Genomic DNA, 24,329 nt, shown 5'->3' with positions numbered 1-24,329 from the left:
CCGCCCGTAAGATTGGTAGACATGACGTCGATCCCCCTCGGTATGCCGGAGGCACCCGCCCCGGTGCTCGCCCCTCGCCGCAAGACCCGCCAGATCAAGGTCGGTTCGGTGGGAGTGGGCAGCGAGAGCCCCATCTCCGTGCAGTCGATGACGACCACGCTCACCTCCGACGTCAACTCCACGCTGCAGCAGATCGCCGAGCTCACCGCGTCGGGCTGCGACATCGTCCGGGTGGCCTGCCCGAGCCAGGACGACGCCGACGCGCTGCCCGCGATCGCGAAGAAGTCGCAGATCCCGGTGATCGCCGACATCCACTTCCAGCCGAAGTACGTCTTCGCCGCCATCGAGGCCGGCTGCGCGGCGGTCCGGGTCAACCCGGGCAACATCCGCAAGTTCGACGACCAGGTCAAGGAGATCGCCGCGGCCGCCAAGGACCACGGCACCTCGATCCGGATCGGCGTCAACGCGGGCTCGCTCGACAAGCGGCTGCTGGAGAAGTACGGCAAGGCCACCCCCGAGGCGCTGGTCGAGTCGGCGATGTGGGAGGCCTCGCTGTTCGAGGAGCACGGCTTCAACGACTTCAAGATCTCGGTCAAGCACAACGACCCGGTCGTGATGGTCCGCGCCTACGAGCTGCTCGCCGAGTCCGGTGACTGGCCGCTCCACCTCGGCGTCACCGAGGCCGGCCCGGCCTTCCAGGGCACCATCAAGTCGTCGGTCGCCTTCGGCTCGCTGCTGTCCAAGGGCATCGGCGACACGATCCGGGTCTCGCTCTCCGCGCCGCCGGTCGAGGAGGTCAAGGTCGGCATCCAGATCCTGGAGTCGCTCAACCTGAAGCCGCGCCGCCTCGAGATCGTCTCCTGCCCGTCTTGCGGCCGCGCTCAGGTCGACGTCTACACCCTCGCCGAGCAGGTGACCGCGGGCCTTGATGGCCTCGAGGTCCCGCTCCGCGTCGCGGTCATGGGCTGCGTCGTCAACGGCCCCGGCGAGGCCCGCGAGGCCGACCTCGGCGTCGCCTCCGGCAACGGCAAGGGCCAGATCTTCGTCAAGGGCGAGGTCATCAAGACCGTCCCCGAGGCCGCCATCGTCGAGACCCTGATCGAGGAGGCGATGAAGATCGCCGAGGGCATGGAGCCCGTCGAGGGCGCCGGCGCGCAGGTGTCGGTCAGCGGCTGAGGCTTGGATGTTCACCGAGGTGACTCGGTGAACGGTCGCTTCCTTCGTGGAGTTCCACGAGGCCAGTGCGCACTCGCCGAGTTACCTCGGTCAGCATCCCGCGCGTACCGACGTACGCAGGAAGCCCGGTCCGTCAGTCGGACCGGGCTTCTTTTTTGTGCTCCGAGACGTCCCCCTGCGTACGTCTCGAAGATCTTGTGGTCTCACCAGTGCATCAGCCTGGAGACCAGGCCGAGGAACCCGAGGTGGAGCAGTGCTCCGAGCGGGTCCGTGGTGATCAGGTGGCCCCAGGCGAGAGCGGCCTGGCCCATCTGGTTTCCGAGGGCCGTGGCGAACCCGTCCAGTCCGCCGTGGGTCCACAGGTGGACGACGACGAACCGGATGCCCGGCACGACCAGGAACAGGACGAGTGCGGCCTTGACCGGGATGATCCAGGACAGCGAGCCGCTGCCGGTGGAGCTCAGGTTGCCGGTACGCACCCAGCGGGTGCCGCTGCTGCCGTTGAAGCGGACCTTGGTGCGGCCTGCGGCGGTGGCGACGACGACACCGCGCTTTCCGGAGCGGGTGCCGCCGCGGGCCCGGACGGTTTCGCCGGGGCGCATGAAGTTGCTGATCATGACAGCACTCCTTCCGTGAGTACGACGGACACGGACGAGGTGCCGACGGCTGCCTCGCACTTGGGCGGCTCGGCGCTGAGCAGCTGGTTGAAGCCGAACACGACAAGAAGCGTGACGGCGAAGGTGGCGATGCTGAACTTGTGGTTCCTCATGGTCATCATCTCCTTCAGCGGTGGGGCCCGTAGGTGGGGCCGGCGCTGTCCCTGGTGGGGACAACTCCACGGTGGCGGAGGCCACATCCGTCCCACCAGAGGGCGGGTGGGAGTGGGGACGATGTAAAGACAGTCCCAGGCCAGTTGGGACGTTTCTGGGACAGAATTGGGACGCCTGCGAGATACTCTCAACCGCGTTCGCGACGACTCGGCGAGGGGCAATGACCGACGAATCTCTCTCACCAGAGCAGTTCAACGGCGAATTGCGCGCCTGGGTCCGGCAGGTGACCGGAAAAGCTGACGGTGGCGCCGGTGTGGCGATGGCCCGGAGCACCTTCTACCGGCGTACGTCCGGATCGAAGCTGATGCCGCTCGACGAGCTCATCCGCGTGGTCGGCGGCGCGGTGCCCCGCACCCTCGACCCGTCCCACCGGGGCGAGTGGATCCGGAAGAACACCGGCATCTGGCAGGCGAAGTGGTGGAAGGCGTACGCCTGGCGTGGCGAGGACACCGCGGTGCCCGGACCAGTGCTGGCCCCCGCAACACCGGCCGCACCGGTCCCCGCCACCAGCTCCCGGCTGACCTTCCCGCGGGCACGGGTGGCGGCGCTGAGCGGGCTGACGACGGAGCAGCCGACGATCCCGCTCTTCGAGGCGCTCGGCCGGTGGCTGGAGAATCCCGAGTCCAACCTCTTCTTCCTCACCGGCCCCTCGGGCTCGGGAAAGACGGTCGAGACCCGAGAGTGGACCGCCTCGAAGGAGCAGGTGCGCTACATCAGCCTGCGCGACGGCGCGGTCGACTACGGCGCCCTGGTCGACGAGGAACGCGCGCCGATCGTCATCGACGACTTCGACCTGATCTCCTCCAGCGCCGAGGAGCACGGCGTCACCCGCCCCGACCTGAGCGAGCTGCGCTCGGCCTTCGGCCGCGGCGGACGGTTCGTGGTGATCAGCAAGCGCAACCTGCAGACCGAGCGCGACGAGCTCGCCGAGCAGCTGCGCAGCCCGGCCCGGCTGGAGGACCTCGGGGTCGAGTCGGCGATGGTCGTACGCGTCGAGCCGATCTCTCCGGTCGAGGTGCGCGCCCTCGGCGACGAGCGCGGCGGTGACGACAGGCTGCGAAACCTGGCCGCGGAGATGGAGCGCGGTGGCGGGTTCTTCCCCGCGACGCCGATGGTCCTCAAGCAGCTCTACGCCTCCCTCGAGGAGGGCGCTCCGGCTCCCCGGACCCAATGGGACGGCTACACGGTCCATCTCAAGCACGTCTGCGGTCAGCCCTGGGACCGGAAGAGCTCACGCATCCCCAGCCGGGTGCGGTTCCAGACCTACCGCGACATCGCCTGGGACCTGTTCACCGGGATGGACGAGCCGACCTCGCAGGAGCAGGACCTGATCCCCGTCCCGCGCGTCTCGGAGTGGCTCTTCGCCAACCTGCAGCGCGACCTCGACATCACCCGGCAGCGGGACTTCCTGACGTACGAATGGATCGCGGACCTGCTCGATCACTCCGAGGTCTTCGGGGTGACCGGCCGCACCAAGGACTCGGTGGAGTCGGCGGAGTTCGCCCACGAGACCTTCTACCAGTACTTCGTCGCCGAGGGCATCCGCGACCGGCTGCGCGACGGGCACGGCATGGCCTTGGACGGCGCCCGCTTCGCGGACATGCACATGGGGCCGCTGGTGATGACGTTCCTCAAGGCCGGTTTCCAGCCCGGCGACCTCGACGCGGTGGCCCGGCTGAGCGTACGCGAGAGCCTGTCCTGGATGGACCGGCTGATCTGCCTCTACCTGACCGAGGAGCGCGAGGACTACGGCGACCTCCTCGACCAGGCGCCGGAGCGCTACTGGGACGAGCTGGAGTTCGTGCTGGAGGCGTTCCGGTCGCTGTTCCTGCGGAAGGCGGCGATGTTCCAGCTGATCCTGCGCGGCCGGGTGCCGGTCGACGGCTATCTCGAGATCCTGGACCGCGAGGAGGATCCCGGGGCCGTCGCCCGCGAGCGCGACGTGCTCGGCTGGGGCACCGACATCACCGACGCCCTGGTCCATCGGCTGCACCATCCGACCCTCGCCCCGGCGATTCCGATTACCGCGTACCGGCTCGGGCAAATGGGTGATATCACTTGCGTGAGCCATCTCGAAGGTCTCACTGGTCTGCCGCCCGCCCATCAGGACGTGGTGAGGTCGGCGATCCACCGGATCAAGGAGCGCCATGAGCACAGCGTCTGAGTCAGGCACCCCGCCGCGAGCTCCCGTGCTCGTCCTCGGCGCGACCGGCGACCTCGGCAGCGCGGTCGCGCGCCGGCTCAGCGCGGAGGGCACCCCAGTCATCCTGCACGCCTACAGCCGCACCACCGAGCTGGCCTACCTGGCCGACGAGACCGGCGCCGTCGCGCGGGTGGAGGGCGACCTGACCACCGACGACGGCGTGGACGCCCTGGCCGAGACGCTGGCCGGGTTCGAGACGCTGTCGGGGCTCATCAACTGCTCCGGCATCAATCCCAGTCCCGACACGGTCGCCGAGATCGACCGGTCCGAGTGGCAGCTCACCCTCGACCTCAACCTGACCTCGGTGTGGCGCACGGCCTCGCTCGCGCTGCCGAAGCTCCGGGCGGCCCGGTCCGGGGCGGTCGTCCTGGTCAGCTCCGTCTTCGGGATCCGTACGCCCTCACGACGGGCCGCCTACGGCGTGTCCAAGCACGCGCTGACCGGGCTCGCACAGGCGATCGCGCAGGAGGAGGAGGGGATCGTCCGGGCCAACGTCGTCGCTCCCGGCCCGATGTGGAGCGAGTCGTCCCGGCAGGTCTTCGTCAAGCACGCTCGCAAGGAGGGCGTGACCGTCGACCAGTACATCTCCTACCGGGCCGCGCGCATCCCCGGACACCGGTTCGTCACCGCCGATGCCGTCGCGAAGGTCTGCGTCTTCCTCGCCTCCGACATGGCCGGCGCCATCAATGGCCAGTGCGTGGTCGCAGACGGCGGCGAGTACTGACCCGCGGCGCAACCCGCAATTTACTCGAGATGCCACTGATGCGGCGTCGTGCTGTCTAGGCTTCGCCTAGCGCCTCCACACGTCTTTGTTTCTCCTCTTCAGACTGGCGACAACGTTGACCAATTTCTGGCTTGCCATCGATCACGCAGACGATGGGCTGTTCCACACCCCGGACTCCTCCGACATCAGGCCCGGCATCCTCGATCTGGTGGCCAACACCCCTCGTTGGGGCATCGTCGTGCGGCCCACGCAGGGCCACGGCGACGTACGCCGCGAGCTCGCCTGCGCCGGGCTCCCGGACATCGACGCCGTCGATGAGCTCGTCGTCCCGGAGAGGACGACGGACGCGGTGAAGGTCGGGTTCGACGACCACCAGACCGAGTGCGCGCCGATGGCGCTCGACATTCTGGAGCGACTTCCGGGCTATGACCGGGTCTTCCTCGAGCCCTACTGCACGACGCCCGGCTGCCTCGAGGATCTGGCCACCCTCGCCACGCGGTCACGGTGCGGCGGCATCGTGCTCAAGCTCAAGGTCAACGACGAGGGCCTCGAGAGCATCGAGCGCGCCGACCTCGGGCGAGCGTTCTGGGTCGCACGGTCCGACGGGATGGGGTGGGACGACTTCAGCGAACGCCTGCCGCGGGTGCGAGCGCTCGGCGCCAGCGGTGTGATGGTGGGCCGGGCGGTCTGGGGGGACACCGGCGAGGCCGGTCAGGACGTACGTCTCAAGACCATCCGCGAGCGAATGCACACGATCGAACGCATCTTCGCGTAGAGCGATCTCTTGATCCGGTCCGCGAGCCGCGAGGCGACGTACAACCGGATTGGCCCTAGGCTCGGTGACATGCTGACGACGCGCCAGGGGATCCGCCCGCTGCACGCGGGTGATCTCAGCGCGTTCCTCGACCTGACCGCGCAGGATCCGGTGGTCAACGTGTTCGCGGAGTATCGGGCGCGCACCACCAACCTCGAGCCGCGCTGGCTCGGCGGCGAGATCTGGGGCCGCTGGGACGGCGGCGACCTGGTCGCGGCCTGTCACGTCGGCGCCAACCTGGTCCCCATCCAGGCCACCGAGGAGGATGCGTACGCCTTCGGTGAGCGGGCCCGCAACCGGGTCCGCACCGTCTCGACGATCGTCGGGCGGCAGGCCGCGGTGCGGGCGCTGTGGGGATCGATCGGCGAGTCGTGGGGGACACCGCGCGACCAGCGCTGGGAGCAGCCTCATCTCGAGCAGCAGCTGCAGAGCCTGGTCGAGCCGGACCCGTTCGTACGCCGCACCGTCCGCGCCGACATGGACGCGCTGTATCCGGCGTGCGTGGCGATGTACACCGAAGAGGTCGGGATCTCGCCGGAGACCGGCGGCGGCCGCGACCTCTACCGTGCCCGGGTGCTCCAGCTGATCTCGCGCGGCTGGTCCTTCGCGCGGATCGAGGACGGCGAGGTCGTCTTCAAGGCCGAGGTGGCCTGCGCGACCCCCGAGGCCGCGCAGATCCAGGGCGTCTGGGTGCCCGAGCACCGCCGCGGCGAGGGCCTCGCTGCCCGCGGGATGGCCGCGGTCTGCGACATCGTCCGCAGCGAGATCGCTCCGCGCGTCTCGCTCTACGTCAACGAGTGGAACGCCCCCGCGCGCCGCGCCTACGAGCGGGCCGGCTTCCTCGAGACGGCCCGCTTCTCCACCATCATGTTCTGATCTGGCTACGTTCTAGGAATACGCGCGCCAGGCTCGCTCGCAGTCGGTGGCCTCGCAGCGTACGAGCCAGGGCGTGCCGCTGCTCGGGTGGGACCGCATCAGGATCCGGGTGTTGGTCTCCCAGGCGTACATCCACAGCCCGTTGGGGTTGCGGTAGGTGGTGAGCAACGTGCCGCGGAGGCTGCGGCGGCGGACCACGTCGGCGTGGTTCTCGTGCTCGATCGCATTGGTCGCGAAGCGGGCGCCGTCGGGCGAGAACGACGCGACCGCCTCCAAGCACCCGCGCCAGAGCGTCGTCGCGGGCGCGGTGACGGTCGAGACCACCGAACAGGCGTCGAGGTTCGACGGGTCCTTCGTGTACGTCGCCAGCCGGTTGGTGGCGAAGCTGCCTGCGTACGCTGCCCGGGAGGCGATCGTCTTGACCGTGCCGGCCTTCCAGTCCCACACCAGCGTGCGCGGGGTGCTGTAGGCACCCACGAGCACGCGGGTGCCGCTCACGTCGATCGGATCGGGCCTGGTGGCTCCCCTGAAGGTGTGGCGGGCGACGACCGCGCCCGTGGTGGCGCTGCGAACCTGAGCCTGGATTCCGCCGCTGGTCAGGGTTGCCGTCTTGAGCAGGTAGCGGCCGTCGGCCGACAGCCTGGCCTTGTCCGCGTAGTACATGTCGGTGAGGGTCCTCTGCGCGACATCGAGCTGCACCCGGATGATCTTGTCGATGTTGCGGTTGCTGGCCCGCAGCACGAACCCGCTCCCTGAGCGGCCCAGAAGGGTGAACTCGTCGAGATCGTCACCGACGAGCGCGACCGGCGTCTTCATGCCGGTCGCCGGGTCGACCACCGAGACCGACTCGGACGATGGACGGTGCAGGTAGGGAACGGTCGGGCTGTCGCCGATGGGCAGCGGAAGGGGAAGTACGTCGACGGTCGGAGCCGCCGCAGAAGCCGGTGTCGTCAGTGAGACCGGGAGCATGAGAGCAACGAGGATGGCCGTGGCCAGTGCCGGGATTCGGATACGTCTCATGGAGGGATGACGTGTGCCGGCCGGGGTCGGTTGCAACACGCTCCTGACCGGTTCGCGGGAGCGGTCCGGTGCGCCGTACGCTTGCCCGCATGATCGCCCGTATGTCGACCCTGTTCGTGCGGACCCTGCGTGAGGATCCCGCGGACGCCGAGGTCGCGAGCCACAAGCTGCTTGTCCGTGCCGGCTACATCCGCCGCGCCGCTCCGGGGATCTACTCCTGGCTGCCGTTGGGCCTGCGCGTGCTTGGCAAGGTCGAGGGGATCATCCGCGAGGAGATGGCCGCGATCGGCGCCCAGGAGGTGCACTTCCCGGCGCTGCTGCCGCGTGAGCCCTACGAGGCGACCGGCCGCTGGACGGAGTACGGCGACGGCATCTTCCGGCTCAAGGACCGCAAGGAGGCCGACTACCTGCTCGGTCCCACGCACGAGGAGATGTTCACGCTCCTGGTCAAGGACCTCTACGGCTCCTACAAGGACCTGCCGCTGGCCATCTACCAGATCCAGACGAAGTACCGCGACGAGGCGCGTCCCCGCGCGGGGCTGCTGCGCGGCCGCGAGTTCATCATGAAGGACTCCTACTCCTTCGACTACACCGACGAGGGGCTGTCGGCGGCCTACGACGCCCACCGTGCGGCGTACGTCAAGGTCTTCGACCGCCTCGGGTTCGAGTACGTCATCGTCAAGGCCACCTCCGGCGCGATGGGCGGCTCGGCCTCCGAGGAGTTCCTGGCCGTCTCCGCGGCCGGCGAGGACACCTTCGTACGCTCGCCCGGCGGCTACGCCGCCAACGTCGAGGCCGTCACGACCCTGGCCCCCGAGCCGCTCTCGTACGAGGACGTGCCCGCCGCCCACGCCGAGGACACGCCCGACACCCCGACGATCCAGACGCTCGTTGACCACCTCAACGAGGCGTACCCGCGCGAGGACCGGCCCTGGGAGGCCGGCGACACGCTGAAGAACGTGCTCGTGACGCTGCGCCACCCCGACGGCACCGTCGAGCCGCTCGCCATCGGCCTGCCCGGTGACCGCGACGTCGACATCAAGCGCCTCGAGGGCCAGCTGGAGCCGATCGAGGTCGAGCCCATGGACGACGTCGAGCTGAAGAAGCACCCCGAGCTCGTCAAGGGCTACATCGGTCCCGAGGTGCTGGGGGAGTCGTCCGCATCGGGGATCCGCTATCTCGTGGACCCGCGCGTGGCCACCGGCACCCGCTGGGTCACCGGCGCCAACGTCGAGGGCAAGCACGTCATCGACCTGGTCGCCGGCCGCGACTTCACCCCCGACGGCACCATCGAGGCCGCCGAGGTCCGTGAGGGCGACCAGGCTCCTGACGGCTCCGGCCCGCTGACGCTGGCCCGCGGCATCGAGATGGGCCACGTCTTCCAGCTCGGCCGCAAGTACGCCGAGGCGCTGGGGCTGCAGGTGCTCGACGAGAACGGCAAGCTCGTCACCGTCACCATGGGCTCCTACGGCATCGGCGTCACCCGCGCCGTGGCCGCCGTCGCCGAGGGCACCCTCGACGACATCGGTCTCGCCTGGCCCCGCAACGTCGCTCCGTACGACATCCACCTGGTCGCGACCGGCAAGGACGCCGCCGTCTTCGAGGCTGCCGCGAAGCTGGCCGGTGAGCTCGAGGCCGCCGGCATCGACGTGCTCTACGACGACCGCCCCAAGGTCTCGCCGGGCGTGAAGTTCAAGGACGCCGAGCTCATCGGCGTCCCGACCATCGTCACCGTCGGCAAGGGCCTGGTCGAGGGCAAGGTCGAGGTCAAGGACCGCAAGAGCGGCGAGAAGACCGAGGTCGCTCTCGCCGACGCCGTCGCTCACCTCGCCGAGGTCGTCCGCGGCTGACATAACCGGAACTTCTCCGGTGTTTCCTGCGCTTCTCGGGTGTTGCAACGCCTGAGAAGCGCAGGCATACCCGGTTAACCGGGGATTCCAACCGCCCGGAATGCGGCAAGATCGACCCCATGACGGGGGACAGGATTCTTGACCGTACGCTCGCCTGGCGGGTGGCGAGCGCCGCGGAGGCGGCTGCGAAGATCGGGCCTGGGAAGACGGTGGCCTTCTCTGGGTTCGCCGGGACAGGGCGGCCGAAGGCGGTGCCTGAGGCCCTGGGGCTGGTCCGGGAGTGGCCGGAGGGTGTCGACGTACGTCACTCGCGGGTCGCCCAGCACGCGGCGTCCGGGTTCTACGGCGCTCTCGACGTCGCGGTGGTCGAGGTCGCGGCGATCCTGCCCAACGGACTGCTCGTCCCGGGGAGCAGCGTCGGCAACAACCAGACGTGGCTCGACGCCGCCGACGCCGTGATCCTCGAGGTCAACAGCTGGCATCCGCGCGGGTTCGAGGGGTTCCACGACATCCATCACGGCTCCCAGCTGCCGCCGGCGCGGGCACCGATCCAGCTGACGACGCCGATGCAGAGGATCGGTGACCCCTTCCTCCTCGTCGATCCGGCCAAGGTCGTCGCCGTCGTCGAGACCGATCGCCCCGACCGAGGCTCACGACCGCGCGTGATCGACGAGGAGAGCCGCGCGATCGCCGAGCTCGTCGTGGACTTCCTCCGCCACGAGGTACGCCACGGCCGCCTGCATCACAGCCTGCTCCCGCTCCACGCCGGTGCGGGGCCCGTCGCCGACGCGGTCCTCGCCGGGCTCCAGGGCGCCGAGTTCGAGCACCTGACGGCCTACACCGACACCGTCCGGGACGGTCTCCTCGACCTGCTCGACTCCGGGAAGCTGATCGGGGTCTCGGCCACCTCCTTCGGCCTCTCCGAGGCGGGCGCTCGCCGGTTCAACGACGATGTCCACCACTACAAGGGCCGGGTGCTGCTGCGCCCGCAGGAGATGTCGAACCACCCCGAGGTCATCCGCCGGCTCGGCCTCATCGCGATCGACTCGATGGCCGAGGCCGACATCCACGGCAACGTGAACGCCCTCGGCGGCTCGGGTGACTTCGCGAGCAACGCCCACCTCAACCTCTTCGCCGCCCGCTCCACCGCCGAGCAGGGCTCGGTCTCGCGCATCGTGCCGTTCGTAGGCCACGTCGACCACACCGCGCACGACGTGCAGGTGATCATCACCGAGCAGGGTGTGGCCGACCTGCGCGGCATCTCGCCCGCCGCCCGCGCCCGGCGGATCATCGATCACTGCGCCCATCCCGACTTCCGCGCCGAGCTCACCGATCTGGTCGACTCGGCGCAGCTGTCCCGCTGAAACACCATGAGTCGGCCGGTGTCGCACCGCTAGGGTCGTGGCCATGGCGATCGACGCGGTGATCTTCGACTGGGGCGGCACGCTGACGAAGTGGCACGACATCGACTTCCACGCGGAGTCGCTGGCGCTCGCCCAGGCGGTGAGAGGTGCCTGCGACGACGACCACCCGGTCAACGCGACCAGGCTCCACCAGGCCGGAGAGACGATCTGGGCCCGCAGCCGCGACCACCAGCAGAGCTCGACGATCGACAACCTCTTCGATGAGGCCGGCCTCGAGCACGACCCTGACCTGCTCGACGCCTACTACGAGTTCTGGGAGCCGCACACCCTGACCGACCCCGAGGTCGGTCCGCTGTGGGAGGCGCTCCGCGCCGACGGCGTACGTGTCGGGGTGCTGTCCAACACGATCTGGCCGCGCGCGTGGCACCGCGGGTTCTTCGAGCGCGACGGGGTGCTCGACCTGCTCGACGGAGACGTCTACACCTCCGAGGTTCCCTGGACGAAGCCCGCCGAGGAGGCGTTCCACGCTGCGATGGAGGCCGTGAAGGTCTCGGATCCGTCTCGATGCGTCTATGTGGGCGACAGGCTCTTCGACGATGTGTACGGTGCTCAGAAGGCTGGTCTGCGGGCGATCCACATCCCGCACAGCAACATCCCGAGCAGCCAAGTCGGCCACAGCGAGGGCTCTCCGGACGCTGTCGCACATCGACTGAGCGACATACACCAGATCGTTCGCTCCTGGGAATGACGCCGAGAAAAGTTGCAAGTTCTTGCAATGCGCTTTTGCGGGTCTGGGCCATCCTGAGCGGGGATTGCATACTTCTGCAAGAGAGGTTCAGCCCCAGGCGACTTCTCAGGCCTCGTGTCCAGGCCAAAACCTGGCCCGCGAGCCGCCCGGTCTCGGGAGACATCTCGGGAGTCTCCCGCGCCGGACGGTTCGCGGGCCATCTCGGCTTTTGGGGGTCAGGTGCCTGGGAAGGCCCGTGGTTTCGCGCCCAGATCGAGCTGCCGGGCGGCCGCCCGGCAGAGCAGCTGGATGAGCAGCGTCCGGTCGGTGCCGGTCGCCTTCGGGGCCAGCGAGAGATAGGTCGCGGTGGTGTCCTGCTCCAGCTGCAGCGCCGCGGCGCCGATGCCGGCCTCCGACCCGATCCGGCCGGGCAGGTCGTAGACGGCCGAGGGCGCGACCGGCTCGATCCCGGCGGCCACCACGCGCGCGGCCAGGGCCTCCCGGGCGTTCACGTGGTCGTCGTACGCGTCCGTGAGCGCCCGCGCCAGAGCCGGCGAGGACGTCGCCGAGGTGCGCCCGCCCAGGGCGCCCAGGACGTAGATCGCGGAGTGCTCGACGGCGAGTGCCGCCTGAAGCGCCTCGGTCGAGGAGGATGTCGCGGTCGTCATGCCAGACCTCGTCCGTGCAGGAGCTGCTGCTGGCCGGCGGCGGCCGAGGCGAGCAGCGTGATCAGCTGAGGGTCAGCCGCGCGCCCGGCGGCGGCGGTGAGAGTCGTGACCAGGGCGAGCTGACGCTCCTGCCAGCGCCCGGTCGCCGGCGCCGCGGTCACGCCCTTGGTCGGCGCCAGCGCCTCGACGTGCACGCGATGGAGCTGCACGAACGCGGAGGGGGCGCCCTTGTCGGCCCCGAGGATCTCCGCGACCGTGGCGTCGATCACACTCTGGTCGGGGTTGGCGGGGGCCGGGGGAGTGCTCGGTGGAGGGGCTTTGACAGGATCCAGCATCTCCGAGGCCGAACACGCCGAGGCGGCCAGCGGAGCAACCACGGCGACACCCACAGCGGTGCGCCGCGAGAGCATCCGGAGGGCACGTGCGCTGGTCACGTGAGGAACCCTAACCACACCCGGCGGGAGTCGCGTCAGCGGCTTTCCAACACAGCCGCACGCTGTTCGAGACACCCGACGCGTACAGGTATGGTGTCACCAGAAGTGAAGCGTGCTCGGAGGCGCATACAACAGGACCGGACAACAGGATGCAGGGGGAGATCGCGTTGAGTGCTGAGCGGAAGGACGCGATCGCGAGTGCCATCGAAAAGGCCCTCGCAGACCCGCTTCAGACCTTGGGCTTCGACATCGAGGCCGTGGAGATCACGCCGGCCGGCAAGCGCCGGATCCTGCGGATCGCCGTCGACAAGGACGGCGGGATCACCCATGAGGAGGTCACCGAGGCAACCCGTGAGGTCAACCGGGTCCTCGACGAGTCCGACGTCATGGGCGAGCAGCCCTACACGCTCGAGGTCACCTCTCCCGGTGTCGACCGGCCGCTGACCCTGCCGCGCCACTGGCGCCGCAACAAGGGTCGCCTGGTCAAGGTCACCACCGCCGACGGCTCCGCGTTCACCGGACGGGTCAAGGAGTCCGACGAGGAGCGGGCGAGCCTCGAGGTGAGCGGCAAGCGCCGCGATGTGGCGTACGCGGACGTGAAGAAGGCGCTTGTGCAGATCGAGTTCAAGCGGATCGACGAGGGGGAGTAGGCCATGGACATCGATATGAGCATCCTGCGGATGCTGGAGCGGGAGCGGGAGATCTCGCTCGATGTGCTCGTCGAGGCGATCGAGCAGGGGCTGCTGACCGCCTACCACAAGACCGGCGACTCCCAGACGAAGGCGCGGGTCGACCTGGACCGCAAGACCGGGCACGTACGCGTCCTGGCGGCCGAGATCGACGCCGAGGGCAACGTCGTCGGGGAGTACGACGACACGCCCGAGGGCTTCGGCCGGATCGCCGCCACCACCGCCAAGCAGATCGTGCTGCAGCGGCTGCGCGACGCCGAGGACGACGTGAAGTTCGGTGAGTTCTCCGGCAAGGAGGGCGACATCCTCTCCGGCGTCATCCAGCAGGGCCGCAACCCCGACGACGTGCTCGTCGACCTGGGCCGGCTCGAGGGCGTCATCCCGCTCTCCGAGCGCGTGCCGGGTGAGGACTACAGCCACGGCACCCGGATCAAGGCCCTCGTGGTCAGCGTGCGCAAGGGCATGCGCGGCCCGCAGATCACGCTCTCGCGCTCTCACCCCAACCTGGTCAAGAAGCTCTTCTCCTTCGAGGTGCCCGAGATCGCCGACGGCACCGTGGAGATCTCCGCGATCGCCCGCGAGGCCGGCCACCGCACCAAGATCGCGGTCAAGTCGACCGTCCCCGGCGTCAACGCCAAGGGCGCCTGCATCGGCCCGATGGGCCAGCGGGTCCGCCAGGTCATGTCCGAGCTGCAGGGCGAGAAGATCGACATCGTCGACTGGTCCGAGGACCCGAAGGTGCTCGTCGCCTCCGCGCTCTCGCCGGCCCGGGTCTCCTCGGTCACGATCATCGACGAGGCGACCAAGTCCGCCCGTGTCGTGGTGCCCGACTACCAGCTCTCCCTGGCCATCGGCAAGGAGGGGCAGAACGCCCGCCTGGCCGCTCGCCTGACCGGCTGGCGCATCGACATCCGCTCCGACGAGGAGACCCCGGTCGCCTGAGCATCGCGGCTCGCTAGCCTGTGCGCCATGGCGAGCGTGCGTGAGACCACTCTGACCGACTCCGAGGGCGTCCTGCTGGAACCGGAGGGCGCCACCACCGGCGTACTCGTGCTCTCGGGGTCATCGGGGCGGATCGAGACCGACCGGTGCCGGATGCTCGCCTCGCACGGTGTGGCCGCGGCATCGATCCGCTACTTCGGTGGCCCCGGACAGCCGGGCGAGGCCCGGTTGATACCGCTGGAGACGTTCGACGACGTCCTCGCCGACCTCCACGCCCGCTACCAGCGGCTGGTCGTGCTCGGGACGTCCTGGGGCGCCCAGGCCGCGCTCCTGCTCGGCACCCTGCACCCCGAGATCGACGCGGTGGTCGGGATCTCCCCGACGTACGTCTCCTGGGCCGGTCTCAGCGACGAGCGGCCGCAGCGGTCCTCGTGGACGCTGCGGGGCGAGCCGGTGCCGTTCGTGCCGTTCGACGACGAGGCGATCGAGGACGCGGTCAAGGAGGCAGAGGCGACCGGAGTGAGGTCGAGCGGCGAGCTTGCTCGTCCGCTCGCGCCGAGCGAGGGAGCAAGCGCGCGAAGCGCGCACGGGGAGCTTCCGTCGTTCTGCGAGGCCTATCTCTCGGCCTTGGAGAAGTACGCCGACCGCGTGCCCGCTGCGACCATCCCGGTCGAGCGCATCGCCGGTGAGGTCGTCCTGGTCGCCGGGGGAGGCGACGCGCTGTGGCCCTCGGTCCTGTCCGCCGAGGCGGTCCGGCGGCGGCGTACGGCACACGACCTGGAGACGATCGTGGTCACCCATCCCGATGCCGGCCACCGGGTCGTGCTGCCCGGCGAGCCGGTGCTTCCGCTCAGCCAGCGGCTCGCCTGGGGCGGCTCGGAGGCGGCCGACCGCGAGCTCGGCCTGCTGGCTTGGCCGGAGATCGCCGCCATCTTGTGATCGCCGCCATCCGGTGAGGACGGGTCACGGAATAAGAACGACCTGCGCCCCGGTTTCGTCTACCGAACCCCGGAAGCGGTAGTGTTAAGGATCGGTGGCACGCCTCGAAGAAACTACGCAGAACGGACCTGTCCGTACGTGCGTTGGTTGCCGGAAGCGAGCTGCCAAGCGCGAGTTGTTGCGGGTGACCGCCGGCTCGGACCGCAACGGCCAGCCGGCCGTCGTGCCCGATCCGACAGCCACCGCACCTGGGCGAGGGGCGCATATGCACCCCACGCGTGAGTGCTACGAACTCGCGGTGCGCCGGAAGGCGTTCACCCGGGCCTTACGGGCCGAGGGCGGGCTTTCCAGCGCACCGGTGGAGGACTTCCTCGACACGCGCCCGACATCCACGACCGTCGCCGACGGTCAACTGACCAGGAACTGGAGCAAAAGCTCATGAGCACTCGATGAGTACTTCGCGATGAGCGTGTTCTACAACCATTAGTGGTCACAGTTTCACCCGGATTTGGGTCTGTGGCCAGAAGGAGAAACGTGGCTAAGACCCGAGTCCACGAACTCGCCAAAGAGTTCGGAGTCGAGAGCAAGTTCGTTCTCGAGAAGTTCAAGGAGATGGGTGAGTTCGTCAAGTCGGCGAGCTCGACCGTCGAGCTCCCCGCGGAGATGCGTTTCCGCAAGGAGATCGGCCCCGGCCTGAAGGCCGGCGGCAAGGGTGGTTCCGCGTCCACGGACGAGAAGCCCGCCCCCAAGCCCGGCCCCAAGCCGGCTCCCAGGCCCGCGGCCCCCAAGAAGGCTGCGGACGCGGCGCCCGAGAAGCCTGCCGAGGCTCCCGCGGCGACCAAGTCGGCTGCGCCCAAGCCCGGCCCGAAGCCCCCGGCCAAGAAGGCCGAGGCTGAGCCGGCCGCCCCCGCGGCGTCGGCTCCTGCCGCTCCCAAGCCCAGCCCGAGCACGCCGGCGAGCACCGACCGTGGTGACCGTCGCCCGGCCGCTCCCAAGCCGGGTGCGCCTAAGCCTGGTGCCCCGAAGCCCGGTGCTCGTCCGCAGACCCCCGCGGCTCGCGGTGGCGCTGGTGGTGCCGGTCGTCCCGGACCGCGTCCGGTCGGCAAGCCCGGCGCTCCGCGCCCGGGCAACAACCCGTTCTCCTCCAACCAGGGCATGGGGCGTCCGCGTCCCGGCGGCCAGGGTGGAGGCCAGGGTGGAGGTCAGGGTGGCCAGGGCGGAGCCCCGGCCGGTGGCGACCAGCGTCCGCCGCGTCCTGCTGCCGCCCGTGAGGGTGGTCAGGGTGGTGGCCGTCCGGGCATGCCGCGTCCCAACCCGGCGATGATGCCGAAGTCCCCGGCCGCGTTCGGTGCCCGTCCTGGTGGCGGTCCCGGCGGCGGTGGCGGCGGCCGTGCCGGTGCTCCGGGTCGTCCCGGCGGCGGTGGCCGTCCGGGTGCCGGTGGTCGTCCCGGTGGTGGCGGCGGCGGTGCTCCGGGTCGTCCCGGTGGGGGTGGCTTCGGCGGTCGTCCGGGTGCCGGTCGTCCCGGCGGTCGCGGAACGACCCAGGGCGCCTTCGGTCGCCCGGGTGGTCCCTCGCGTCGTGGCCGGAAGTCGAAGCGGGCGCGTCGTCAGGAGTTCGAGGCCATGGAGGCCCCGACGATCGGTGGCATCCGCGTCCGCAAGGGCAACGGCGAGACCGTGCGTCTCGCCCGTGGTTCCTCGCTGACCGACTTCGCCGAGAAGATCAACGTCGACCCGGCCCAGCTGGTGCAGATGCTGTTCGGCCTCGGTGAGATGGTCACCGCGACCGAGTCCGTCAACGACGAGACCCTCGAGCTGCTCGGTGAGGAGCTCAACTACATCGTCTCGGTCGTCTCCCCCGAGGACGAGGACCGTGAGCTGCTGGAGTCCTTCGACATCGAGCTCGGCGACGAGGGCGACGAGGCCGACTGGACGGTCCGACCGCCGGTCGTCACCGTCATGGGTCACGTCGACCACGGTAAGACCAAGCTGCTCGACGCCATCCGTGACGCCAACGTCATCGAGGGCGAGGCCGGTGGCATCACCCAGCACATCGGTGCCTACCAGGTCTCGACCGAGGTCGACGGCCAAGAGCGCAAGATCACCTTCATCGACACCCCGGGTCACGAGGCGTTCACCGCCATGCGTGCTCGTGGTTCGCAGTCCTCGGACCTCGCGGTCCTCGTGGTTGCTGCCGATGACGGTGTGATGCCGCAGACGATCGAGGCGCTCAACCACGCCAAGGCGGCTGGTGTCCCGATCGTGGTCGCGATCAACAAGATCGACAAGCCGGAGGCGGACCCGACCAAGATCCGTGGCCAGCTGACCGAATACGGCGTCATCCCCGAGGAGTACGGCGGCGACACCATGTTCGTCGAGATCTCGGCCAAGTCGCGGATCAACATCGAAGGCCTCCTCGAGGCCGTCGTGCTGACCGCCGACGCCTCGCTCGACCTGCAGGCCAACGCCAGCCAGGACGCGCAGGGCATCGTGATCGAGGCCCACCTCGACCGCGGTCGCGGCCCCGTCGCGACCATCCTGGTCCAGCGCGGCACGCTGCGCGTGGGTGAGTCCATCGTCGCCGGTCCGGCCCACGGCCGTGTCCGCGCGATGATCGACGAGTACGGCCACGAGATCACCGAGGCGACCCCGTCGCGTCCGGCGATGGTCCTGGGTCTCTCGGCGGTGCCGGGTGCCGGTCAGAGCTTCCTGGTCGTCGAGGACGACCGGATGGCTCGCCAGATCGCCGAGAAGCGCGAGGCACGCGAGCGTGCCGCGCAGCAGGCCAAGCGCCGCGTACGCCGCACGCTGGAGGACTTCATGGCCTCCATGGAGAAGGGCGAGAGCCAGGAGCTCAACCTCATCCTCAAGGGCGACGTGTCCGGTTCGGTCGAGGCGCTCGAGGACGCACTGGCCAAGATCGACGTGGGTGGCGACGAGGTCTCCATCCGGGTCATCGACCGCGGTGTCGGTGCGATCACCGAGACCAACGTCGACCTGGCTGCTGCCTCCGACGCGATCATCATCGGCTTCAACGTCCGCCCGCAGGGCAAGGCGACGGAGCTGGCTGACCGCGAGGGTGTCGAGATCCGCTACTACTCGGTCATCTACCAGGCGATCGAGGAGATCGAGGCGGCCCTCAAGGGCATGCTCAAGCCGGAGTACGAGGAGAAGGTCCTCGGCAAGGCGGAGATCCGCGCGATCTTCCGCTCGTCGAAGGCCGGAAACATCGCCGGTTGTATGGTCACCGAGGGCCTCATCCGCCGCAACGCCAAGGTTCGCGTCCTGCGCGACGGCGCCGTGGCGGCCGACAACCTCGACCTGGCCTCGCTGCGCCGCGAGAAGGACGACGCCTCCGAGGTCCGCGAGGGCTTCGAGTGCGGTCTGGTCCTGAAGAACTTCCAGGACATCAAGGAAGGCGACATCATCGAAGCCTTCGAGATGGTGGAGATTCCCCGAGGCTGAGAATGAGCCTCTGACGTTGGCCGGGTCGCAGTCGCGGCCCGGCCAACGTCTCGATTTACTTCGATTATTTGAGAGAGTGTGAACATGAGTAGCCCACGGGTTCGCCGGATCGCTGACCGGATCAAGGTCATCGTGGCGCAGATGCTGGAGCGACGGATCAAGGATCCGCGGATCGGGTTCGTCACCGTGACCGACGTTCGCGTGACCGGCGACAGCCAGCAGGCGACGATCTTCTACACGGTGCTGGGCGCCGACTCGGAGGCGGAGTTGGCCGGCACGGCCGCCGCGCTGGAGTCGGCCAAGGGGCTGATCCGCTCCGAGGTCGCCAAGCAGCTCGGCACCCGCACCGCGCCGACGCTGGAGTTCATCCACGACGCGCTGCCGGAGACCGCCCGCCACCTCGACGACGTGCTCGCCCGCGCCAAGGCACAGGATGAAGCGGTCGCCGCTGCGCGTGGGGAGACCTACGCAGGCGAGGCCGACCCCTACAAGAAGCCGCGCGAGGACGACGACGAGTGGGACGAGGACGACGAGGAGTGAGTGCCCCCGCATCTGGGCTGGTCATCGTCGACAAGCCTGCCGGGGTCACCTCCCACGACGTCGTCGCGCGCGTACGGCGGCTGGCCGGCACCCGCAAGGTCGGGCATGCCGGCACCTTGGACCCGATGGCCACCGGCGTACTCGTTCTGGGGATCGAGCGCGCCACCCGGCTCCTCGGCCACCTGATGCTGACCGAGAAGTCCTACTCGGCGACGGTGCGGCTGGGTGTCTCGACGACCACGGATGACGCCGAGGGCGAGGTCGTGGAGACCCGCTCTGCCACAGGCATCGACGAGGAGCGCGTACGCAGCGCCTTCGCCACCCAGGTCGGCGACATCCTCCAGGTGCCGACCGCGGTCTCGGCGATCAAGGTCGACGGGAAGCGCGCCTACCAACGCGTACGCGACGGGGAGCAGGTCGAGCTGAAGGCGCGGCCGGTCACGGTGCACGAGCTCACCGTCGGCGAGGTCCGGAGCGAGGGCGACGTCGTCGACGTCGACATCTCCGTCCGCTGCTCCTCGGGCACCTACATCCGGGCCATCGCCCGGGACGTCGGCGAGGCGCTCGGGTTCGGTGGCCACCTGACGATGCTGCGCCGCACGGCGGTTGGGCCCTACGGCCTCGACGTCGCGAAGACGCTCGATGAGCTCACCGACGAGTTCGCCGCGCTGCCCCTGGCGGAGGCCGCCCGCGCCGCGTTCACCCCCTACGACCTCTCCGAGGAGCAGGCGCAGGACGTCCGCTACGGACGCAAGCTCAAGCTCGCGTTCGACGGTCTCACCGCCGTCTTCGCCCCCGACGGCGAGTTCCTCGCGCTCTACGAGCCGGTCGGACCCGAGACCGCCAAGGCGACCGCCGTCTTCGTCGGCTGACACCCCACGCTGAGACGTCACTCCGGTCGGTCGAGTTGGCACGGCCGTGCCAACTCGACCGACCGGAGTGACGTCTCGGCCTGCGGGGGCGACGCCTCGGCGAGGTGGAACGCTTGTCAGGTGGGCCGGATCCCGGGAAGGGGAGCGGGGATGGATATTCTGGCGACGTGTTCTGGAGAAGTCTGAGCGAGGTGCCCGCCGACCTCGGCCGCACCTGTGTCGTGGTCGGCAACTTCGACGGCGTCCATCTCGGGCACCAGCATGTGCTGCGCCGGGGGCGCGAGGTGGCGGACGCCAAGGAGCTCACCCTGGTCGCGGTCACCTTCGACCCACACCCGATGGCGGTGCTGCGGCCCGAGCACGCCCCAGGTGTGCTCACGAGGATGGAGGAGCGCGCCGAGCTGCTGCTCGCGGCCGGCGCCGACGCCGTACTCGCGCTGCCGTTCGACATGGAGATGGCCAACTGGTCACCCGACGACTTCGCCCAGCGCGTGCTCGTCGATGCGCTGCACGCCGAGGCGTGCGTGGTCGGCGCCAACTTCCGCTACGGCTGCAAGGCCGCCGGCGACGTGGCCGACCTGGTCGCCTACGGCAAGATCCACGACTTCTCCGCCGAGGGGATCCCGCTCGACGGCGGGCCCCAGGTGTGGTCCTCGACCTACATCCGTACGTGTCTGGCCACGGGTGACGTCACCGGCGCCGCCGAGGCGCTGGGCCGTCCCTACTCGGTGCGTGGGGTCGTCGTGAAGGGCGACCAGCGTGGCCGCGAGCTCGGCTTCCCGACGGCCAACGTGCCCACCGACTCGCTGACCGCGGTGCCGCCCGACGGCATCTACGCGGGCTGGCTGACCCGGCGCGACACCGGAGAGCGGTTCCCCGCCGCCATCTCGGTCGGCACCAACCCCACCTTCGAGGGCGTGGTCGGGCGCCGGGTGGAGTCCTACGTGCTCGACCGCGACGACCTGGAGCTCTACGGCGTCGAGGTCGAGGTCGCCTTCGTGGAGCGGCTGCGCGGCATGGTCGCCTTCGAGGGGATCGACGCGCTTGTCGAGCAGATGCGCGCCGACGTGGTGCGGGCACGCCAGATCCTTACCGAGCCGTAGACTCCGCGGCCTGTTCAGCGGGCTCCGGGTGCGGTTCAATTGTTGGTTATGGATCCCCACCCCACCCCAACGTCAGCCTACGAGACCGAGGTCGAGGCCGACCGCCCCCGCGGCGGTATCCCGGCCTTCCTCAACGCGGTCCTGGTCACCGGTGGGCTCTGGGTCCTGCAGTTCCTCTCCGGCTCCGCGCCGTTCTCGACCTGGATCGAGGAGAACGGCACCGGCTCGCCCAGCTGGGTGGCCGCGCTGCTCGGGGACCGGCTCACCTACTTCGGCGAAGGCTCCTTCAGCGGCCTCTTCTCCGGCGACGACCTGGTGCACTCCGCCGTTCTCACCGGCACCGTCTTCGTGCTCACCTGGCTGCTGACCTGGCTCTGCACCATCGGCATCTGGCCGCGGGCGTTCTGGCCGGTGTTCCTCGGCTGCTGGTTCGCCGCGATCGTCGCCACCGCCGCCGGACAGGTCGCCGGGAGCCTCTACTCCTACCTCGCCGGCAGCTCCGACTCGTTCGTGGTCACGCTCGGTGAAGCGCTCGAGTCGGGTGCTGCGTACGGGCTGACCTACGGGTGGGCGATCGGGTTCCTGATCGCGCTGATCTGGCTCGCTGTGCCCGGCAAGAGGGACGAGGTGGAGGAGTACACGCCGATGTCCTCGCTCATCTCCGGCGGCCCGAGCGGCCCCAGCGCCCCCGGTGGCCCCGGCGGCCCCACGGGCCCCGGGGGAGCGCCCGGTTACGGGCAGCAATTGCGCTCGAGCGTCGCGGTGCCGACCGCCCAGACGCGACTCGCCCCCGCCTCGCCTTCCGGGCAGCCTGTTCAGCCCGTCCAGGTGCGCACCTTCACCGGACCCACCCGCGCCTCCGGGCCGGCTGGCGACACGGCCGCCTGGAAGGACTTCGTACGCGACGTACGCGGCCGGTCCTAGGGCCAGGCCCTCCCCGCCGCTGAGCTACTCGGCGGCGCGCGGTGCAATGCTCTGGCAAGTAGTGCGCACTGCGTAGTAGTGTGCGAAGCATGGATACCACCCAACTGCTCAAAGGGGTGCTCGACCTGACCGTCCTGGCCGTCGTCGACGGCGAGGACGCGTACGGCTATGACATCGTCCGCAAGCTCCGCGACAGCGGGCTCACGGACGTCGGCGACGCGTCGGTCTACGGCACCCTGCGGCGGCTGTACGCCGCGGGTGCCCTGACCTCCTACGTCGTGCCGTCGGAGTCGGGTCCGCACCGCAAGTACTACGGCATCACACCTGCCGGGCAAGGCCAGCTCAAGCAGCAGAGCGAGGACTGGTCCCACTTCTCCACCACCGTCACCGAGATCCTCCAAGGGGCAAGCGCATGACGACCACAGATGCCGAGGCCAACGTCGCGCCGGAGGTGCGGCTCTTCCTGGCTCGCGTACGCCGCGAGCTCGCCGATCTCGACCCGGAGGTGCTCAGCGACATCACCGACGGCCTCGAGGCCGACTTCACCGAGCTCGTCGAGGAGCGCGGTCCCGACGCGCTCGGCGACCCGGCCGAGTACGCCAAGGAGCTGCGGGCCGCGGCGGGCATCCCTGTGGGTGTGAAGGCGCCCCGGGGTCTCGCGGAGCGGGTCGACGGGCTCCTGGACGCCGGCCACGACCGCTTCGACAAGGCGGTCGCCAAGCTCGGTGAGCTGCTGCGTACGGACCTGGCTCCTGTGGTCGCCTGGCTGCGGCCGCTGTGGTGGATCGTGCGTGCCTGGGCGGCGGCCTGGCTGGTCTCGGCGGTGTTCGGGTGGAGCATGTCGAGCGCCCCGGCGGTCCTCCTCCTCATCGTCGCGGTGGCGGTCAGCATGTTCATCGGAGCCGGCCGCGTCTGGCCCGGTGGTGACCGGGGGACCGCCGCACGTGTCGTGCTCCTGGGCCTGAACACGTTCGCCGCGTTCGTGCTCTTCATGACCTGGGCGAACGGGGGTGGCGGCAGCACGGACTACGACCGTGGTTGGAGCGACGGCTTCAACGAGGCCGGCGCCGGCGGCGGCTACGGTGCGCCGATCGGCGAACAGGCGGGGATCTACTCCGACGGCAAGTGGGTCAGCAACATCTACCCGTACGACGCCTCGGGCAAGCCGTTGACCGGCGTACAGCTCTTCGACCAGGAGGGGAAGCCGATCGACGTCGTCACCCAGCCCGACTGCACCTCGTCGGCCGCCGCCCCGCTCCCGCCGGTCACCGGCGACGAGCTCGACATGGCCGAGGTCGTCTGCACCGACGAGATGACCGGCGAGCCGCTGCAGGCGCGGATCTTCTACCCGTGGTCCAACGGTGCCGCGCAGCTCTATAACGTCTTCCCGCTGCCCAGCCGGGTCCAGCCGGGCACCGCGCTCGACCCGAACGCGTTCGCGGACGGGAGCGAGGACGCACCGGCGATCCAGGGGCCGCCGCTGGCGACCGTACCGAAGGCCTCGCTTCCCGGGATCACGACGACCTCGCCGAGCGCTACTCCGAGCGCTTCCCCGAGTGCCTCGCCGAGCGCCACTGAGAAGCCATGAGCTGACCGATGCAACCAAACCCGGCCTCACAGCGTCGAACCCAGTGGCGGGAGAGACGAGGGGGAGTTCGATGAAGTTCTGGTGGAGGTTGCGCCGGCTGGTGGCGCGTCTCGTGCTCGTGGCGTGATCCGGCGGCGATTCGGGGCGTACGCCGGCTCGCTGTTAATCTTCTCGGGTTGTCGGCCCATGGGGGTCGGCGGCTCAAGCCGTGAAATCGGCCGCGGACCAAGAGTGCCCCGGTGAACAGGCCCGGGCGCGCCGCGCAACGAGTTAGGCCCACGGGCCGGAAGGGAGCCTTCGCATGGCAGTTGGAACTGACGCGGAGACCAAGAAGAAGATCATCGCCGAGTACGCCACGACCGAGGGTGACACCGGCTCGCCGGAGGTGCAGATCGCGCTGCTGTCGCACCGCATCTCCCACCTGACCGACCACCTCAAGGAGCACAAGCACGACCACCACAGCCGTCGTGGTCTGCTGCTGCTCGTCGGCCAGCGCCGCCGCCTTCTCAACTACCTTCAGAAGAAGGACATCGAGCGCTACCGCTCGATCATCGAGAAGCTCGGCCTTCGTCGTTGATCTC

Annotated in this window: 25 protein-coding genes; 20 read left to right on the top strand and 5 right to left on the bottom strand. The window is 69.6% G+C overall.

What is annotated here, in order from left to right:
• Positions 1-21 precede the first annotated feature (21 nt).
• On the top strand, positions 22-1,176 hold the full coding sequence (gene ispG / locus ABTW65_RS15885) for a flavodoxin-dependent (E)-4-hydroxy-3-methylbut-2-enyl-diphosphate synthase (RefSeq protein WP_350661659.1): 1,155 nt from the start codon (positions 22-24) through the stop codon (positions 1,174-1,176).
• A 203-nt stretch (positions 1,177-1,379) separates the two neighbouring features.
• Here ispG and ABTW65_RS15880 read toward each other — a convergent pair whose 3' ends face one another.
• Positions 1,380-1,793 carry a hypothetical protein gene (locus tag ABTW65_RS15880; RefSeq protein WP_350661658.1) on the bottom strand — a complete coding sequence of 138 codons (414 nt, stop codon included), beginning with the start codon at positions 1,791-1,793 and terminating at the stop codon, positions 1,380-1,382.
• A complete protein-coding gene (locus tag ABTW65_RS15875; protein ID WP_350661656.1) occupies positions 1,790-1,945 on the bottom strand; it encodes a hypothetical protein in 156 nt (51 codons plus the stop codon). The genes ABTW65_RS15880 and ABTW65_RS15875 overlap by 4 nt, the downstream gene beginning before the upstream one ends.
• Before the next feature lie 221 nt (positions 1,946-2,166).
• Between ABTW65_RS15875 and ABTW65_RS15870 the strand changes: the two genes are divergently transcribed.
• From ABTW65_RS15870 to ABTW65_RS15855, 4 genes are all read left to right on the top strand, one after another.
• Positions 2,167-4,170, top strand: a complete 2,004-nt coding sequence (locus tag ABTW65_RS15870; RefSeq protein ID WP_350661655.1) for a hypothetical protein — start codon at positions 2,167-2,169, stop codon at positions 4,168-4,170.
• The gene (locus ABTW65_RS15865; protein WP_350661654.1) at positions 4,154-4,933 is read left to right on the top strand and encodes an SDR family NAD(P)-dependent oxidoreductase; all 780 of its coding nucleotides are present in this window, start codon (positions 4,154-4,156) and stop codon (positions 4,931-4,933) included. Before ABTW65_RS15870 ends, ABTW65_RS15865 begins: the two co-directional genes overlap by 17 nt.
• Positions 4,934-5,048: 115 nt before the next feature.
• Positions 5,049-5,708 carry a hypothetical protein gene (locus ABTW65_RS15860; RefSeq protein WP_350661652.1) on the top strand — a complete coding sequence of 220 codons (660 nt, stop codon included), beginning with the start codon at positions 5,049-5,051 and terminating at the stop codon, positions 5,706-5,708.
• A 69-nt stretch (positions 5,709-5,777) separates the two neighbouring features.
• Entirely contained in the window at positions 5,778-6,623 is an 846-nt protein-coding gene (locus tag ABTW65_RS15855) for a GNAT family N-acetyltransferase (protein WP_350661650.1), read from the top strand.
• 12 nt (positions 6,624-6,635) lie between these two features.
• Here ABTW65_RS15855 and ABTW65_RS15850 read toward each other — a convergent pair whose 3' ends face one another.
• Entirely contained in the window at positions 6,636-7,643 is a 1,008-nt protein-coding gene (locus ABTW65_RS15850; protein ID WP_350661648.1) for a hypothetical protein, read from the bottom strand.
• An 89-nt stretch (positions 7,644-7,732) separates the two neighbouring features.
• Here ABTW65_RS15850 and ABTW65_RS15845 point away from each other — a divergent pair, with 89 nt between their 5' ends.
• From ABTW65_RS15845 to ABTW65_RS15835, 3 genes are all read left to right on the top strand, one after another.
• Positions 7,733-9,493: a proline--tRNA ligase gene (locus ABTW65_RS15845; RefSeq protein WP_350661645.1), complete on the top strand. Its 1,761-nt coding sequence runs from the start codon at positions 7,733-7,735 to the stop codon at positions 9,491-9,493.
• Positions 9,494-9,612: 119 nt separating this feature from the next.
• Entirely contained in the window at positions 9,613-10,857 is a 1,245-nt protein-coding gene (locus tag ABTW65_RS15840; protein ID WP_350661643.1) for an acetyl-CoA hydrolase/transferase C-terminal domain-containing protein, read from the top strand.
• Positions 10,858-10,900: 43 nt separating this feature from the next.
• Positions 10,901-11,605, top strand: a complete 705-nt coding sequence (locus tag ABTW65_RS15835) for an HAD family hydrolase (protein WP_350661641.1) — start codon at positions 10,901-10,903, stop codon at positions 11,603-11,605.
• A gap of 215 nt (positions 11,606-11,820) precedes the next feature.
• On the opposite strand, the gene ABTW65_RS15830 is transcribed toward ABTW65_RS15835, so the two are convergent.
• Positions 11,821-12,252, bottom strand: a complete 432-nt coding sequence (locus ABTW65_RS15830) for a DUF4439 domain-containing protein (RefSeq protein WP_350661639.1) — start codon at positions 12,250-12,252, stop codon at positions 11,821-11,823.
• Entirely contained in the window at positions 12,249-12,686 is a 438-nt protein-coding gene (locus ABTW65_RS15825; RefSeq protein ID WP_350661637.1) for a hypothetical protein, read from the bottom strand. The genes ABTW65_RS15830 and ABTW65_RS15825 overlap by 4 nt, the downstream gene beginning before the upstream one ends.
• A 167-nt stretch (positions 12,687-12,853) precedes the next feature.
• Here ABTW65_RS15825 and rimP point away from each other — a divergent pair, with 167 nt between their 5' ends.
• From rimP to rpsO, 12 genes are all read left to right on the top strand, one after another.
• Positions 12,854-13,336 carry a ribosome maturation factor RimP gene (rimP, locus tag ABTW65_RS15820; protein WP_502890595.1) on the top strand — a complete coding sequence of 161 codons (483 nt, stop codon included), beginning with the start codon at positions 12,854-12,856 and terminating at the stop codon, positions 13,334-13,336.
• A gap of 3 nt (positions 13,337-13,339) precedes the next feature.
• A complete protein-coding gene (nusA, locus tag ABTW65_RS15815) occupies positions 13,340-14,317 on the top strand; it encodes a transcription termination factor NusA (RefSeq protein ID WP_350661633.1) in 978 nt (325 codons plus the stop codon).
• A gap of 27 nt (positions 14,318-14,344) precedes the next feature.
• Complete coding sequence (locus ABTW65_RS15810; protein WP_350661631.1) at positions 14,345-15,256, top strand: alpha/beta fold hydrolase; 912 nt, start codon at positions 14,345-14,347, stop codon at positions 15,254-15,256.
• Between the two features lie 94 nt (positions 15,257-15,350).
• Entirely contained in the window at positions 15,351-15,698 is a 348-nt protein-coding gene (locus tag ABTW65_RS15805; RefSeq protein ID WP_350661629.1) for a YlxR family protein, read from the top strand.
• A gap of 92 nt (positions 15,699-15,790) precedes the next feature.
• Positions 15,791-18,721, top strand: a complete 2,931-nt coding sequence (infB, locus tag ABTW65_RS15800; protein ID WP_350661626.1) for a translation initiation factor IF-2 — start codon at positions 15,791-15,793, stop codon at positions 18,719-18,721.
• A gap of 84 nt (positions 18,722-18,805) precedes the next feature.
• Entirely contained in the window at positions 18,806-19,261 is a 456-nt protein-coding gene (rbfA, locus tag ABTW65_RS15795; RefSeq protein ID WP_350661624.1) for a 30S ribosome-binding factor RbfA, read from the top strand.
• Positions 19,258-20,133: a tRNA pseudouridine(55) synthase TruB gene (gene truB / locus ABTW65_RS15790; protein WP_350661622.1), complete on the top strand. Its 876-nt coding sequence runs from the start codon at positions 19,258-19,260 to the stop codon at positions 20,131-20,133. The genes rbfA and truB overlap by 4 nt, the downstream gene beginning before the upstream one ends.
• A gap of 167 nt (positions 20,134-20,300) precedes the next feature.
• The gene (locus ABTW65_RS15785; RefSeq protein ID WP_350661621.1) at positions 20,301-21,236 is read left to right on the top strand and encodes a bifunctional riboflavin kinase/FAD synthetase; all 936 of its coding nucleotides are present in this window, start codon (positions 20,301-20,303) and stop codon (positions 21,234-21,236) included.
• A gap of 48 nt (positions 21,237-21,284) precedes the next feature.
• Entirely contained in the window at positions 21,285-22,160 is an 876-nt protein-coding gene (locus ABTW65_RS15780) for a hypothetical protein (protein ID WP_350661619.1), read from the top strand.
• A gap of 89 nt (positions 22,161-22,249) precedes the next feature.
• Positions 22,250-22,576: a PadR family transcriptional regulator gene (locus ABTW65_RS15775; RefSeq protein ID WP_350661617.1), complete on the top strand. Its 327-nt coding sequence runs from the start codon at positions 22,250-22,252 to the stop codon at positions 22,574-22,576.
• On the top strand, positions 22,573-23,748 hold the full coding sequence (locus tag ABTW65_RS15770) for a DUF1700 domain-containing protein (RefSeq protein WP_350661614.1): 1,176 nt from the start codon (positions 22,573-22,575) through the stop codon (positions 23,746-23,748). The genes ABTW65_RS15775 and ABTW65_RS15770 overlap by 4 nt, the downstream gene beginning before the upstream one ends.
• Before the next feature lie 301 nt (positions 23,749-24,049).
• Complete coding sequence (rpsO, locus tag ABTW65_RS15765) at positions 24,050-24,325, top strand: 30S ribosomal protein S15 (RefSeq protein ID WP_008363208.1); 276 nt, start codon at positions 24,050-24,052, stop codon at positions 24,323-24,325.
• Positions 24,326-24,329 lie beyond the last annotated feature (4 nt).

It is taken from the genome of Nocardioides sp. NPDC127503 (genome assembly GCF_040302165.1).
In the GTDB taxonomy this organism is placed as follows: Bacteria; Actinomycetota; Actinomycetes; order Propionibacteriales; family Nocardioidaceae; genus Nocardioides.
This window is presented reverse-complemented; position numbering and strand designations above follow the sequence as displayed.